At 69.8% G+C, this 13,978-nt stretch carries 17 protein-coding genes; 11 read left to right on the forward strand and 6 right to left on the reverse strand.

Annotated features, from left to right (window positions below; all coding sequences use genetic code 11):
* Nucleotides 1-69 precede the first annotated feature (69 nt).
* The 4 genes from HDC34_RS11345 to HDC34_RS11360 form a co-directional block, all read right to left on the reverse strand.
* Nucleotides 70-351 carry a hypothetical protein gene (locus tag HDC34_RS11345; RefSeq protein ID WP_179556912.1) on the reverse strand — a complete coding sequence of 94 codons (282 nt, stop codon included), beginning with the start codon at nt 349-351 and terminating at the stop codon, nt 70-72.
* Between the two features lie 154 nt (nt 352-505).
* Nucleotides 506-931: a hypothetical protein gene (locus HDC34_RS11350; protein ID WP_179556913.1), complete on the reverse strand. Its 426-nt coding sequence runs from the start codon at nt 929-931 to the stop codon at nt 506-508.
* Nucleotides 931-2,235: an alpha/beta fold hydrolase gene (locus HDC34_RS11355; RefSeq protein ID WP_179557171.1), complete on the reverse strand. Its 1,305-nt coding sequence runs from the start codon at nt 2,233-2,235 to the stop codon at nt 931-933. Before HDC34_RS11355 ends, HDC34_RS11350 begins: the two co-directional genes overlap by 1 nt.
* Nucleotides 2,236-2,357: 122 nt before the next feature.
* Entirely contained in the window at nt 2,358-3,575 is a 1,218-nt protein-coding gene (locus tag HDC34_RS11360) for an MFS transporter (protein ID WP_179556914.1), read from the reverse strand.
* Between the two features lie 121 nt (nt 3,576-3,696).
* Between HDC34_RS11360 and HDC34_RS11365 the strand changes: the two genes are divergently transcribed.
* The 8 genes from HDC34_RS11365 (at nt 3,697) to HDC34_RS11400 (ending at nt 9,752) form a co-directional block, all read left to right on the forward strand.
* Complete coding sequence (locus tag HDC34_RS11365; RefSeq protein ID WP_104311703.1) at nt 3,697-4,143, forward strand: MarR family winged helix-turn-helix transcriptional regulator; 447 nt, start codon at nt 3,697-3,699, stop codon at nt 4,141-4,143.
* Nucleotides 4,144-4,278: 135 nt separating this feature from the next.
* On the forward strand, nt 4,279-5,928 hold the full coding sequence (locus HDC34_RS11370) for an ABC-F family ATP-binding cassette domain-containing protein (RefSeq protein WP_179556915.1): 1,650 nt from the start codon (nt 4,279-4,281) through the stop codon (nt 5,926-5,928).
* 45 nt (nt 5,929-5,973) lie between these two features.
* Nucleotides 5,974-6,711 carry an MSMEG_4193 family putative phosphomutase gene (locus tag HDC34_RS11375; RefSeq protein ID WP_179556916.1) on the forward strand — a complete coding sequence of 246 codons (738 nt, stop codon included), beginning with the start codon at nt 5,974-5,976 and terminating at the stop codon, nt 6,709-6,711.
* Between the two features lie 16 nt (nt 6,712-6,727).
* Entirely contained in the window at nt 6,728-7,336 is a 609-nt protein-coding gene (locus tag HDC34_RS11380; protein ID WP_179556917.1) for a DUF3090 domain-containing protein, read from the forward strand.
* 146 nt (nt 7,337-7,482) lie between these two features.
* On the forward strand, nt 7,483-8,250 hold the full coding sequence (locus HDC34_RS11385; protein ID WP_308807336.1) for an SCO1664 family protein: 768 nt from the start codon (nt 7,483-7,485) through the stop codon (nt 8,248-8,250).
* Nucleotides 8,251-8,462: 212 nt separating this feature from the next.
* Nucleotides 8,463-8,927, forward strand: a complete 465-nt coding sequence (locus tag HDC34_RS11390; protein ID WP_179556918.1) for an SRPBCC domain-containing protein — start codon at nt 8,463-8,465, stop codon at nt 8,925-8,927.
* A gap of 124 nt (nt 8,928-9,051) precedes the next feature.
* A complete protein-coding gene (locus HDC34_RS11395) occupies nt 9,052-9,537 on the forward strand; it encodes a DUF2975 domain-containing protein (RefSeq protein ID WP_104311698.1) in 486 nt (161 codons plus the stop codon).
* Nucleotides 9,537-9,752 (forward strand): helix-turn-helix transcriptional regulator, encoded by a 216-nt coding sequence (locus HDC34_RS11400; protein WP_104311697.1) that lies wholly within the window; start codon nt 9,537-9,539, stop codon nt 9,750-9,752. Before HDC34_RS11395 ends, HDC34_RS11400 begins: the two co-directional genes overlap by 1 nt.
* A 16-nt stretch (nt 9,753-9,768) precedes the next feature.
* Here HDC34_RS11400 and HDC34_RS11405 read toward each other — a convergent pair whose 3' ends face one another.
* Nucleotides 9,769-10,962 carry a zinc-dependent alcohol dehydrogenase gene (locus HDC34_RS11405; RefSeq protein ID WP_179556919.1) on the reverse strand — a complete coding sequence of 398 codons (1,194 nt, stop codon included), beginning with the start codon at nt 10,960-10,962 and terminating at the stop codon, nt 9,769-9,771.
* 162 nt (nt 10,963-11,124) lie between these two features.
* On the opposite strand from HDC34_RS11405, the gene HDC34_RS11410 reads away from it, so the two are divergent.
* From HDC34_RS11410 to HDC34_RS11420, 3 genes are all read left to right on the forward strand, one after another.
* Nucleotides 11,125-11,742, forward strand: a complete 618-nt coding sequence (locus HDC34_RS11410) for a maleylpyruvate isomerase family mycothiol-dependent enzyme (protein WP_179556920.1) — start codon at nt 11,125-11,127, stop codon at nt 11,740-11,742.
* Nucleotides 11,739-12,722 (forward strand): carbohydrate kinase, encoded by a 984-nt coding sequence (locus HDC34_RS11415; RefSeq protein ID WP_179556921.1) that lies wholly within the window; start codon nt 11,739-11,741, stop codon nt 12,720-12,722. Before HDC34_RS11410 ends, HDC34_RS11415 begins: the two co-directional genes overlap by 4 nt.
* Before the next feature lie 130 nt (nt 12,723-12,852).
* Nucleotides 12,853-13,605 (forward strand): sulfite exporter TauE/SafE family protein, encoded by a 753-nt coding sequence (locus HDC34_RS11420; RefSeq protein ID WP_308807317.1) that lies wholly within the window; start codon nt 12,853-12,855, stop codon nt 13,603-13,605.
* Between the two features lie 64 nt (nt 13,606-13,669).
* On the opposite strand, the gene HDC34_RS11425 is transcribed toward HDC34_RS11420, so the two are convergent.
* Nucleotides 13,670-13,963 carry a hypothetical protein gene (locus tag HDC34_RS11425; protein ID WP_179556922.1) on the reverse strand — a complete coding sequence of 98 codons (294 nt, stop codon included), beginning with the start codon at nt 13,961-13,963 and terminating at the stop codon, nt 13,670-13,672.
* Between the last annotated feature and the right edge of the window lie 15 nt (nt 13,964-13,978).

The following is a 13,978-nucleotide window of genomic DNA, read 5'->3' on the forward strand; positions in this document are numbered from 1 at the left end:
TTTCCGGGCTGCGGCTACACCTGTACCAGGGGCTAGAACTCGGCGTCAGGTTGAAACCGAGACGGCCGCTCAGCCCTCCCCCGGGTCGTCGCTTTCGGCCACTGCGACCGTCGTCGGCGCAACGGCCGGGTCCGCCGCCTCCGGACGCGCCTGTCCCGGCAGCACCGGGTCAGGCCGCCAGCCGTGCGCGTGAAAGTGCGTGCTCTCCCCAGAACCGCCCTCGTCTCTCCAGCGCTCCTCGCCCTCGGGAACTCCCTCTTCGATGCTGTCTTCACCCATGATCGTCGCCGCCTCACTGCGCTCGGATCCCGCGGGCGACTGACTGTCGCCCGACTCATCCCAGAGAAGCACTCGAGGCTCCGAACCGGATGCACGCGAGTCGAGCAGTCGCTCCGCATCCGCACCAGCGCTCGCACGCCCACCCGCATCCAGCACCAGGCACCGGCAGCAGCACCAGCACCAGCACCAGCACCCGCACCAGCACCGGCACCGGCACCGGCCGGAGCTAGTCCGCGAGCGGCTCGATCGCAGTGATCTTCGCCGACCACGGGCAGTACACGTCGCTCGTGACGGTTCCGTCCTCGACGTACTCGGGAAGACCGTCGCAGACCTCCGTCGTGAAGTCTGCGAACTCGAGCGTTGCCGGGTCGATGTGCCACGTCCACGGTTCGTTGACGGACGCGTCGCCGCGCACGACGGTCCCCAGAGGGATCGCCGACACGTCCTCGCCGTCGAGGAGCTTCTGCGCGTGCTCGACGAGCTCCGGGGTTGCGAGCTCGACCTTGAAGCTCTGATCGACGACCTGGAACGTGGCGACCGCCCGCGTGAGGGGCGCGTCCGCTTGCGGCGAGCATCCGCTCAAGGCGGCAACCGCCCCGGCACTCAGGAGCACCGCGAGGCCAGTGGATGCGGCGCGACGGGTCTTGGACATCAGGAGCCTCCGTTGTCGGGGACGTGCTGTTCGAGCCAGCGTTCCAGCTCGGGAAGCGCTTCATAGGCGATCGTGCCGTGGCTCGCGCCTGGCACGGTCACGGCATGGACGTCGACCCCGATGGATTCCTCGTGGGCGACGAACGCCGCGGTATCGGCGGGCAGCACCAGCTCGTCCGCGCTCCCCTGCGCGACGAAGAGCGGCGCCTCGAACGCCTTCGCCCCGGCCGAGTTCTCTGCAAGGAGCGTCGCCCAAGGCTCAACCGTGGTCGGGTCGTGCAGCGTGAAGTCACCGACGAGCGGCTGCCCGATGTCGTGCAGTTCGGTGAGGCTCGTGAGCAGGCACAGCGAGTTCATCTGCGCGACCTTCGCGATGGCAGGTGGAGTGAGGATGCCCGAGAGCTCCACCCCCGGCACGTCCGCGTAGACCTCGGCGAAAGCCGGGAACGCGTACGAGCCGATCGTCACGCCCGAGATATCGTCGAGGTGAGAGCCCATGAGTTTCGTCAGGTCCGCGGCGGGTGCCGCCGCCGCAACCGCCACGACCTTGAGCTCGGGCGCGTAGCTCGGCGCTTCCTGGGCCGCGAACAGCACAGCCTGGCCGCCCTGCGAGTGCCCCCAGAGCACAACCTCGGTCCCGGCCTCTGCTGCTTCGATCTGCTGCGCCGCGCGCACCGCGTCCAGCACGCTTCTGGCCGCCGTCTCTCCCACGAGGTACGAATCCTGCCCGGCGTGCTTGCCGTCGGCGGTCACAACGCCCATCCCGAGGTAGTCGGTCGCGACGACCGCATAGCCGCGGTCGAGCATGAGCCGCATCCCCTCGATTCCGAGGAACGGATCGAACGCGCGTGAGGGAGCGCACGACGGGTCGGTGCCGGTCGTGGGGTGCCCCCAGGCGAGCACCGTGCGGCCCCCGGCGGGCGCCTCCCCATCCGGGACGACGACAACGCCCGTGACCAGCACCGGCGAGCCGTTGAGATCGGTCGACGAGTACATGATGCGCCACGCCTGCGAGCCGAGGGGTGTGCCGAGGAGCTGCTCGCTCCGCACGAGGATGCCAGGCTCGCTCGGCGCGTCCCCGCCCGGCAGCTCGTAGAACGCGGCAAGCTCACCCTGCTCGATCGTGTCACCGCTCACACGCAGCACCTCGGCGCCCACGATGATCGCGACGAGAGCGAGCGCCCCGGTCAGGACGAACGCGGCAGCACGCTTCGGAGCTCGATTCCGGGTCCGAGCCCCGCTCGGCTGGGGCGGGCGCGAACCGGTCGCTCGACGCGGGGATACCTCTGGCGGGTTCGCTGGCATCTCGGCCACTGGTGGTCCTCTTCTGAACTGCTCCGGCCTCAACTGCTTCCTGAGGCGAGCTTCGACGCAGCCTGCGGGGATTCGGGGCTACGAGATCAGTGTCGGCCCGCCCAGGCAGGCGGTCAAGCAGCAGGCGTTACCGCGAGCGCCGGTTGCTCGCGCGGCACCTCTCCCCCTCGCGAACCGCGCCGGAGTTCACCGCCGGGCATGACGCCGGCGATCACCAGTGCGGCGAGCCCGGCAAGCGTCACCGCGGCGCCGGCCCAGAGCGGCGAAGCGTAGCCGAGCCCGGCAGCGATGGTCAGCCCGCCGATCCACGCGCCGAACGCGTTCCCGACGTTGAAGGCGGCGATGTTGGCGCCGGAGGCGAGCGTCGGGGCGTCACCAGCGAAGTTCATGATGCGCATCTGCAGTCCGGGGACCGTCGCGAACCCGAGGCCGCCCATGAGGACGAGCAGCACCAGCGTCGCGACCTGGCTCGACGCGAGCAGCGCAAACGCGACGAGGATCACGATGAGTCCGGCCAGCAGGACCAGCAGGGTGCGCCCAAGGTTCCGGTCGGCGGCCCTGCCGCCGACGATGCTTCCGACGAAGAGGCCGACGCCGAAGAGCACCAGGAGCCAGGGCACGGTGGACGCCGCGAACCCGGACACCCCGGTCAGCGTGAAGGCGATGTAGCTGAACGCCCCGAACATGCCGCCGTAGCCGAGCACCGTGATGGCCATCGAGGCCCAGACCTGCCCGGAGCGGAAGATGCGGAACTCGGCGAGGATGCTGCCGCCGCCGCTGCGCCCGGCGGACGCGGGGATCAGCACCGCCATGCCGACGAGAGCGACGACGCCGATCGACGCGATCACCCAGAACGTCGAACGCCACCCAGTGGCCTGTCCGATGAACGTCCCGATCGGCACGCCGAGCACGTTGGCGACCGTGAGACCCGCGAACATCAGCGAGATGGCCGCTGCCTTCCTGTTCGCGGGAACCAGGTTCGCGGCGACGACCGCGCCGATCCCGAAGAAGGCGCCGTGACTGAGGGCCGCGACGATGCGCCCGAGCATCATCACCTCGTAGCTGGGTGCCAGCGCCGAGAGCACGTTGCCCGCGATGAAGATGATCATGAGCCCCACCAGCGCCTTCTTGCGGTCCAAGCGGGTGAGAGCGACCGTGAGTCCGATCGCGCCGACTGCCACCGCCAAGGCGTAGCCGGAGATCAGGGCGCCGGCGACAGCCTCCGAGACGGCGAAGTCGGCCGCGACCTCGGGGAGCAGCCCCATGATGACGAACTCGGTCAGACCGATTCCGAACCCGCCGAGTGCGAGCGCGAAGAGCGCGATTGGCATGTTTCCTCCAGCGATATACGGCGTGTGCAGTAGTTGCACACGCAACGAAGAAGATCGTTGCACACGCGCTATATCCGCGCAAGTGGAGTAGTATTGGCAGCCACGCACCTGAGGAGGGCACATGGGAATCGCCGACGACGCCGTGGAGATCCGCGCCAGAGGCTGGCGCACGCTCGCGGCCCTACACGGACTCATCGAGATGGAGCTCGAGCGCTCCCTGCAACGCGAGCACAAGCTCTCGGTCGTCGAGTTCACCGTCCTCGACGCCCTGAGCCGCCAGGACGGATGGCACATGCGGATGCGTCAGCTCGCCCGCGCCGCCGCACTCTCGAGCAGCGCGACCACTCGCCTCGTGACCCGCTTGGAAGACCGGAAGCTGCTGACGCGCATCCTGTGCGACGACGACCGACGTGGCATCTACACGGAACTGACGCCGCTCGGCCGCGACCTCCTCGAGCGTGCACGTCCCACGCACGATTCAGTGCTCGAGCAGTCCTTGTCCGAGGCAGCAGAGGTGCCTGAGCTCGCACCACTCGTCGGAGCCCTCCACGCCGACACCCTCGTGTAGCCACTCCCGCCGCAAGGACCAACGGCCGGGGCTCGACACCAGGCCTCGGACCGCGGGCCCGGAACCGAGGCTGCGACCGGGCGCTGAACAGGGGCGCCGTCGCCGCGCAGCGCCGGAGTGCGCGACCATAGAACAATGACCGCAACCCTCGTCGCCAAGGACCTCGCCGGTGGCCACGACCACCGAACGCTCTTCTCCGCCCTCGACCTCGTCGTCGCCCCGGGCGACGTGGTCGGAGTCGTGGGTGCGAACGGTGCCGGCAAATCGACGCTGCTGCGCCTCCTGGCCGGCATCGACGAGCCCCAGGAAGGCAGCGTCTCGCTCGCACCCGCCGACGCCTTCATCGGCTGGCTGCCACAGGAGCACGAGCGCGTCGCCGGCGAGAGCGTCGCGCAGTACGTGGGCCGCCGAACCGGCACCACCGAGGCGACCAGGGAGATGGATGCGGCCGCCGAAGCCCTTGCCGAGGAGGCGAAGCCCGGCGCCCCCGACCCCGGCGAGATCTACGCGGTCGCCCTCGAACGCTGGCTCGCGAGCGGCGCTGCCGACCTCGAGGAGCGCCTCCCCGCGGTCCTCGCCGAGCTCGGCCTCGAACTGAGCGCCGACGCCCTCATGACGTCCCTCTCCGGCGGGCAGGCGGCCCGAGTCGGCCTGGCAGCGCTCCTCCTCTCACGATTCGACATCGTGCTCCTCGACGAGCCGACCAACGACCTCGACCTCGACGGGCTCGATCGCCTCGAGGCGTTCATCCAGGGCCTTCGCGGCGGAGTGGTCCTCGTCAGCCACGACCGCGAATTCCTCGCCCGCAGCGTCACGCGTGTGCTCGAGCTCGACCTCGCCCAGCACAGCAACCGCGTCTACGGCGGCGGCTACGAAGCCTTCCTGGAGGAGCGCGCCACCGCGAAGCGGCACGCGCGCGAAGAGTACGAGGAGTTCGCCGAGAAGAAGGCCGACCTCGTGGGGCGCGCGCGCACGCAGCGTGAGTGGTCGAGCCAGGGGGTGCGCAATGCGATGCGAAAGGCTCCAGACAACGACAAGATCCGTCGCAAGGCGTCCACCGAGTCCAGCGAGAAGCAGGCCCAGAAGGTGCGCCAGATGGAGAGCCGCATCGCCCGCCTCGACGAGGTCGAGGAGCCGCGCAAGGAATGGCAGCTGCAGTTCACGATCGGCTCGGCTCCGCGTTCGAGCAGCGTCGTCTCCACCCTGTCGCGCGCGGAACTCCGCCTGGGCGACTTCACGTTCGGCCCCGTGTCCGTGCAGGTCGACGCCGGCGACCGCATCGGCATCACTGGCCCGAACGGCGCTGGCAAGTCGACCCTCCTGCGCCTCCTCCTCGGGCGCATCCAACCGGATTCGGGCACCTCGAGCCTGGGTTCGAGCGTCGCCATCGGCGAGATCGACCAGGCCAGGGCGGCCCTCGCGGGCCCCACGCCGCTCGCCGAGCAGTTCGAAGCGCAGGTGCCCGACTGGCCAACCGCCGAGGTGCGCACCCTCCTCGCGAAGTTCGGGCTGAAAGCCGACCACGTCGGTCGAAGCGCCGACGAGCTCTCCCCCGGCGAGCGAACCCGGGCGGGCCTCGCCCTTCTCCAGGCCCGCGGCGTGAACCTGCTGGTGCTCGACGAACCCACCAACCACCTCGACCTCGTCGCCATCGAGCAGCTCGAGCAGGCGCTCGAAAGCTACGACGGCACCCTCCTGCTCGTCACGCACGACCGGCGGATGCTCGAGACCGTGCAGCTGAACAGGGCCTGGCACGTCGAAGGCGGGCAGCTCACCGAGCGCTGACGCCGCGCAGGGACTTCCCGTGACGCACCGATTAGGGTGACTCGCATGGCCACCGTCATCCTCGTCCGCCACGGACGCACCACGGCGAACGCGAGCGGACTCCTCGCGGGACGCACCCCGGGAGTCCTCCTCGACGAGACCGGGCGGGCTCAAGCCGCCGCGACCGGGGCGAGGCTCGCGTCGGTGCCCCTCGCCCGCCTCGTCACGAGTCCTCTCGAGCGATGCGTCGAGACCGCGGCCGCGATCCGCGCGCAGCAGCCCACCGACCCCTTCGACGCCCCTCACGTCGACCCCTCGCTCGACGTCATAGACGAAGACCTCACCGAGTGCGGCTACGGGGCCTGGCAGAACCGGAGCCTCGCCGACCTCGCCAAGGAAGACCTCTGGGCGACCGTCCAGACGCAGCCGTCCGCCGTCACGTTCCCCGACGGAGAATCGATGGCCGCGATGCAGTCGAGGGCGGTCGCCGCGGTGCGTCGGCACGACGCCGACGTCGAGCGCGAGTTCGGGCCCGGCGCCGTCTGGGTCGCCGTGAGCCACGGCGACATCATCAAGGCCGTGCTCGCCTACGCGCTCGGGATGCACCTCGACCTGTTCCAACGGCTCGCCGTCGGACCCGCATCGACCTCGATCATCAGCTACGGCAAGGCACGCCCGAGCGTCCCCATCATCAACTCCGATGCCGGAGACCTGTCCTGGCTCGCCCCGTCGCACGCTGCCGCGGCAGGTGGCCCCCAGACGGGAGACGCGACCGTCGGCGGCGGCGCGGGCAGAGCCTCCTGAGCATAGGCTTGAGACCATGACGACCCTCGTGCACGAATTCGACTGGCCGGACCGACTTGTCGTCGGCACGCTCGGCAAGCCCGGCGAGCGAACCTTCTACCTGCAGGCACGCGACGGCTCCCGCGTCGTGAGCGTCATCCTCGAGAAGGAGCAGTCCGCTCTGCTCGCCGAGAAGGTCGACGAGATCCTCGACCAGCTCATGCTCGAAGACGGCAACCGCTACAGCGTTCCGAGTTCGACCCCCATCGAGCTCATCGATGAGGAGCCGCTCGACACTCCCGTCGACGGCCGCTTCAGAGTCGGCACGATCGGCCTCGGCTGGGAGCCGGCAACCGCGCAGGTCATCCTCGAGGTGATCCCCGTCGTCGAGGTCGAACTCGAGGTCGACGCGGACGTGGACACCGAGGCTCTCGAGGCTGAGCTGGCCCGCATGGCCGGCCTCGACGAGCTCGTCGAGGCGGCCGAACCCGAGGAGCTGCTCCGCGTGCGCATCCCCGTGGGCTCGGCCCGTGCCTTCGCGAAGCGGACCCTCGAAATCGTCGGCGCCGGCCGATCGCTGTGCCCCCGCTGCGGCCTCCCGATGGACCCGGAAGGCCACGACTGCCCGGCAGACGACGGCCTGTGACCGAACCCGAGCCGAACGAGGGAACCGCGGACACGGCTCAAGTGCCCGAGTCCGAGGGGCCGACGGCGTCCACGTCGATCGCCTCCGACCCGGGCGACGCCGACCCGGGTGACACCGCCTTTGGTGACGCCGCTCCGAGCGGTCCGGTGCTCGAGCTCACCGCCCGGCTCATGAGCGCGTCGAACGCGACCTTCGTCGGCACCTACACCGTTCCAGGTGCCGACCCTGTCGACGTCGTCTACAAGCCATCCCGCGGCGAGAAGCCGCTCTGGGACTTCCCGAACAACGACCTCGCCAATCGCGAGGTTGCCGCGTACCTCGTCTCAGAGGCCCTTGGCTGGAACATCGTGCCGCGAACCTGGCTCGGTGACGGCCAGTTCGGGCCCGGGATGCTCCAGCTGTGGCAGGACATCGACGAAGCGCAAGACCCCGTCGATCTCGTCGCCGCGACCGAGGTGCCGGGAGACGGTTGGCGGACCATCCTCAGCGGCGAAGACGAGACCGGTCGCGAGGTCGTCCTCATCCACGAGGACTCCCCCATCATGCGGCGCATGGCGATCTTCGACGCCATCGTCAACAACGCTGACCGCAAGGGCGGCCACGTGCTCGCCATGCCGGACGGGCACCGCTACGGCGTCGACCACGGCCTCTCATTCCACGTCGAGCCGAAGCTGCGGACCGTCCTGTGGGGGTGGGTCGGCGAGCCGATCAGCGACGATGAGACGACGAGCATCCGAAAGCTCCACGAGGCGCTTGCCGACACGCGTGACGGCGGTCTCGGAGCCAGGCTCGCCGAGCTCCTCTCGGTCGCCGAGCTCGGGCAGCTCGCCGCCCGCGTTGAACGCCTCACGGCCGAACGCGAGTTCCCGGCCCCGGAGGGCGACATGCCCGCGGCGCCCTGGCCGCTCTTCTGAGACACGACCCTCGGTTGCCGGGCTGCACGGCGCGCCGCCCAGTGACGAGGCACGGGGCCCCGGTGACGCGCGTTGTCGAGGAGACTCCAACCCTGGGTGCCTAGCCTTGCTGCAGGCCGACGAGCTGACCCCACCGTGGCCAGCCGCGACCTGAGTCGCGGTGACGCAGCGTCGATGAAGACCGCGTCCACGAACACGCAGAGGAGTCAGCCATGACCAGCCCGGAAGCCGTCGCACAGCCGGAGTTCGCCCTCAGCCGCACCGTCGCCGCTCCTCGCGAGCGCGTCTGGCGCGCGTGGACGGACGCCGACGACCTCAGCCACTGGCACCACCCCGTGAGCGTCTCGACGCCTCGCGAGACCATCAACCTCGATGTCCGAGAAGGCGGCGCCTACGCCTACACGATGGTGAACGACGACACCGGCGACGAGTATCCGACGGCGGGCACCTACCTGCTGGTTGCCGAACCGGAACGCCTCGTCTTCACGTGGGGCTCGCCCGACGACGATCCGGCGGCATCCCCTGTCGTCAGCGTCGACCTCACGACGGGCGACCATGAGACCGGCACCGAGGTCGCACTGCACGTCCGGGGAATCCCCGGCCAGCCCGGTGACGACAACGTCTACGACGGCTGGATGCAGGCGCTCGACAACCTCGCCGCATACCTCGCCCGATAACCACACCAGTGTCAACGTGCTGAGGTGAGCATGGACAGGTGATCGTGTCGCATGTCAGCGTCTACCTGCTGTAATCTATCGAAAATCGATAGAAAAGCATCGCTAGACAGCAGGAGGTCACACCGTGGGCACCGTCACCATCTTCGTACTCAAGGCCGTCATCGCGGTCTCGCTCCTCGGGTCGCTCGCAGTCCAGCTTTTGCTCCTGCCGCTCGCCTGGGCGGACCTCGCGGGCGTTCCCACGCCGGCCCGGGTCGCTCTCGTCGCGCTCGCCGCGATCTTCGTGCTCACCCTGCAGGTCAGCGCTGTCAGCATCTGGCGTCTGCTGACGATGATCCGCCGAGGCTCGGTCTTCTCCGCAGGAGCCTTCCGCTACGTCGACACGATCATCGGCGCGATCGCCGTCGCCTCTTTCACCATCCTCACGCTGGCCATCCTGCTCGCTCCGGGACCCGCGGCTCCCGGCCTGATCGGCCTTCTCTGCGGTGCCGCGCTCGTCACGGCCGGCGGCGCCCTCCTCATGGTGGTGATGCGGATGCTGCTGCGCCTCGCCACCAGGCGCGAGGCCGAGGCCGAGGCGCTCCGCGGCGAGCTCGGCGAGGTCATCTGATGCCGATCGCCATCGATATCGACGTCATGCTCGCGCGCAGGAAGATGTCCGTGGGCGAGCTCGCGGAGCGGGTCGGCATCACCCCGGCCAACCTCGCCGTCTTGAAGAACGGCCGAGCCAAGGCAGTGCGCTTCACGACGCTCGAGGCGCTCTGCGTCGCCCTTGAGTGCCAGCCGGGCGAGCTCCTCCGCTGGGAACCCGCCGCGGCCGAGTGACTCCTCTGGACGAAGCTCAGCCGCGAGGCTTCAGCACGACCTTGATGCACCCTTCGGCCTTCTTCTGGAACACCTCGTACATCCGTGGCGCGTCTTCGAGCGGCATGCGATGCGTCACGAGATCCTCCGTGCCGAGCGGGTCGCTGCGGTCTTCCACGAGCGGCAGCAGCTCCGGGATCCAGCGCTGCACATTGCACTGGCCCATGCGCAGGGTCAACTGCTTGTCGAACATCGTCATCATCGGCATCGGGTCGGCCGTGCCCGCGTATACACCGCTCAGCGAGACCGTGCCGCCCCGGCGCACCGCGTCGACGGCGAGCATGACCGCCGACAGCCGGTCGACACCGGCGGTCTTGATGACCTTCTTCGCGATCGCGTCCGGCAGCAGGCCAGCACCCTTCTGCGCGAGCTCCGCGAAGCCGGAGCCGTCTCCGGAACCGTGCGCCTCCAGGCCGACCGCATCCACGACGGAATCGGGGCCACGCCCGTCGGTGGCGGCACGCAGCGCATCAGCCGTCTCGTCGTCGTAGTCGAAGACCTCGACCCCGTAGCGCTCCGCGAGCGCTCGCCGCTCGGGCACCGGGTCGACCCCGAGCACCCGGTAGCCCAGGTGCTTCCCGATACGGGCCGCGAACTGGCCGACCGGTCCGAGGCCGACGACGGCGAGCGTCCCGCCGTCGGGAACGGCAGCGTACTTCACGCCCTGCCAGGCCGTCGGAAGGATGTCGCTGAGGAAGAGGTAGCGTTCGTCGGACAGCTCGTGCCCGACCTTGATGGCGTTGTTGTCGGCCAGGCGAACCCGCAGGTACTCGGCCTGCCCGCCGGGCACCGAGCCGTAGAGCTCCGTGTATCCGTAGAGGTCGGCACCGGTGCCCTGCTCGGTGTTCTGCGTCACCTCGCACTGCGTGGACAACCCTGAATGGCAGGCGACGCAGTCGCCGCAGGCGATCACGAAGGGCACGACGACTCGGTCGCCCACGCTGAGCTTCGTCACGGCAGAGCCGACCTCCTCGACGATGCCCATCGTCTCGTGGCCGAGGATGTCGCCCTTCGCGAGGAACGGCCCGAACACGCTGTACAAGTGCAGGTCGGAGCCGCAGATGGCCGCAGACGTCACGCGGATGATCGCGTCGCCCGCCTCCTCGATCGTCGGTTTGGGGACCGTCTCGACGGACACTTCGCCGGTCGACTGCCACGTGAGCGCGCGCATGGGGATTCCTCTCGTCGGGGGAGGCGCCATCGTCGAGCGGGCGCCGGACATTCGGGGGTACGCCTCGAGGCTACGAAGGAAGGCCCCTCGGATGCGCGGGGTTGACTTCACAGGCGCGCCCACGGCTCGCCGACGGGACGTCGACGCGGTAGCGTCAGGGCTGTGAGTCGACCGGGAGCCCATTGGCGCATCGTGCACGCGGAGCGTGCGGCGCTCATCGCCGACCTCCGCAACCTCGACGACGCCGACTGGGGCACCCCATCGCTCTGCACGGGGTGGACGGTGCACGACGTCCTCGCGCACCTGGTCAACGACGCGACGACGACTCGCCTCGGCTTCGTCGCGCAGCTCACGGCCGCACGCTTCGACTTCGACGCCCTCAACCAGCGAGGAGTCGAGGCGGAGCGTCGAGCGCATCCCCTCGACACGCTCGTCCGATTCGGTGAAGTCGCGGACCGCACGTCGAGCGCGCCGACGCCGGCCGCGACGCGCTACGTCGAGGCCATCGTGCACGGTGAGGACATTCGCCGCCCCCTCGGCATCGCCCACGACTATCCGCAGGACGCCGTCCTCGCCGCGATCGCTCATCAGCGCAAGACCCCCGTCTCGATGGGCGGCGGACACGAACTCGCCGCCGGCCGCAGACTCGTCGCAACCGACGCGGTCACAGCGAATGGAAAGCCCCTCGCGCTCGGCGAGGGCCCCTCCGTCCGGGGAACCGCCATCGACCTGCTCCTCTGGCTGAGCGGTCGCGACATCGAACCGGAGGCGATCTCATGAACGAACGCGCAGCATCCGCCGCAGACACGCAGAACGACGCCGCGGGCAGCGAGCTGGCGAGCGCGCTCGTGATCGGCGAGGCGCTTGTCGACCTGCTGCCCGGTGACGAGCATTCCCCAGAGGGGCGGGCCCTCCCGGGAGGCTCCCCCATGAACGTCGCCGTCGGCCTGGCCCGGCTCGGCCACCGCTCTCAGCTCGCCGCGCGGCTCGCCGACGACGAGCTCGGCGGGCTGGTGATCACCCACCTCGCGGAGTCCGGCGTCGAACTCGTCGATGGCGCGCTCGACGGCGAGCGCACCTCGACCGCGAGCGCCACCCTCGATGAGCACGGCAGCGCGAGCTACGAGTTCGATCTCGACTTCTCGCTGCCCACGCCAGATCTCACGCGCGTCGACGTGCTGCACACGGGGTCCATCGGCGCGGTCGTCGACCCCGGAGGCGCAGTCGTCCGAGCCGTGTTCGAGGAGGCAAGGGACCGCGGCGGCATCCTCACGAGCTACGACCCCAACGTGCGCGCGGCCATCATGGGCGAGCGCGAGGCGGTCGTCGAACGCGTCGAGGCCCTGGTCGCCCTCAGCCACGTCGTGAAGCTCAGCGACGAGGACGCCGCCTGGCTGTACCCACAGCTGAGCCCCTCCGACGTGCTCCTTCGCCTCACCGAGCTCGGCGCCCGCCTCGCCCTCATGACGCGCGGCGGCGACGGCGCCCTCGCACGCACGGCCGAGCGCGAGTTCACCGTGCCGGCCCCGGCCGTCCGAGTCGTCGACACGGTCGGCGCGGGCGACGCCTTCATGTCGGGCCTCCTCCACGCCGTCTCCACCCCGAACATCCGCAGGGTGATCCTCGGTGGCGCTCACGGCAGCACCTTCGACGACTCCTGGGTGGATGCTGCCCTCGCGACAGCCGCGCAGAGCGCCGCCGTCACTGTGGCCCGCGCTGGCGCGAACCCGCCGTGGCCGGAAGAGCTCGACCGCGCGTGACGACGAGCCCCGCGTGACGACGAGCCGCGCGTGCCGACACTCGAGGCGTGGCGGGACCGATTCCATCCCCGCCAGCACCGCGCTTGTCGTCACGACAGGACAAGGACGGCCCCGGCCCTAGACTCGACAGGTGCCCGAGCTGATCCCCCAACTCCCCACCTTCGGATGGGTCCTGCTCGCAGTGGCCGCCTTCGCCGTCGGAATCTCGAAGACGGCACTGCCAGGCGTCACGACGCTGTCGGTCGCGACCTTCGCGGCCGTGCTCCCCGCCAAGCAGTCGACCGGGGCCCTGCTCGTGCTGCTCATCGTCGGCGACATGTTCGCGCTGTGGACGTATCGCCGCCACGCGGACTGGTCAACGCTCGTCAAGCTCATCCCGGCAGTCGCGGTCGGCCTGCTCGCGGGCGCCGCCTTCCTCGCCTTCGCCGACGACGACTGGGTGCGCCGCGTCATCGGCATCATCCTGCTCATCCTCGTCGCCATCACCGTGTGGCGCCGCTACCGCACCCCGGAGACGCCGAGCGATCGCGCCGCCAAGATCGCACGTGGCGGCTACGGATCGCTGGGCGGGTTCACGACGATGGTCGCCAACGCCGGCGGTCCCGTCATGGCGATGTACTTCCTCGCCGCCAAGTTCCCCGTCAAGGCGTTCCTCGGAACGGCCGCCTGGTTCTTCACGATCGTCAACATCGCGAAGCTGCCGTTCTCGATCGGGCTGGGCCTCATCACGCCGAGCACCCTCGTGCTGGACCTGCTGCTCGTTCCGCTCCTCATCGGCGGCGCATTCCTCGGGCGCTGGCTCGCCCCGCGGCTGAGCCAGCAGCTCTTCGACCGCATCGTCCTGGTGCTCACGATCGCCGGTGCCGTCTACCTGCTCGTGTGAGGCACGCGGCGCTGTGCGAGCGCACCCGGCGCTCCGCGAGGGCAGCCGAGGCTCGAGACGCCGCCTACTTCGCGCGACGGAAGAGCGACTTCAGCCGCGACACGTGACGGTCGGTGAAGTCGTTCGAGAGCTTCATCGTCTCGGCGGTGAGATTGCCACCGGACATGATGGAGCGCAGCGTGGCCTCGGCCCGCTCCTGCTGCGTCAGCTCGAGCGGCTCCGCCGCGGTAGGGGCGGCTGAGTCCACAGCCGAGTCCTCTGGCCTGTCCTCGCCATTGCCCTCAGCGTCGTGCCCGGGAGCGCGCTCACGTCCAACCCCGTGCTCCCGCTCGCTCGGGACCTGCGCTGCATCAGCCATGTCGGCCAGGCTACA

The organism is Pseudoclavibacter sp. JAI123 (genome assembly GCF_013409665.1).
GTDB lineage: Bacteria > Actinomycetota > Actinomycetes > Actinomycetales > Microbacteriaceae > Pseudoclavibacter.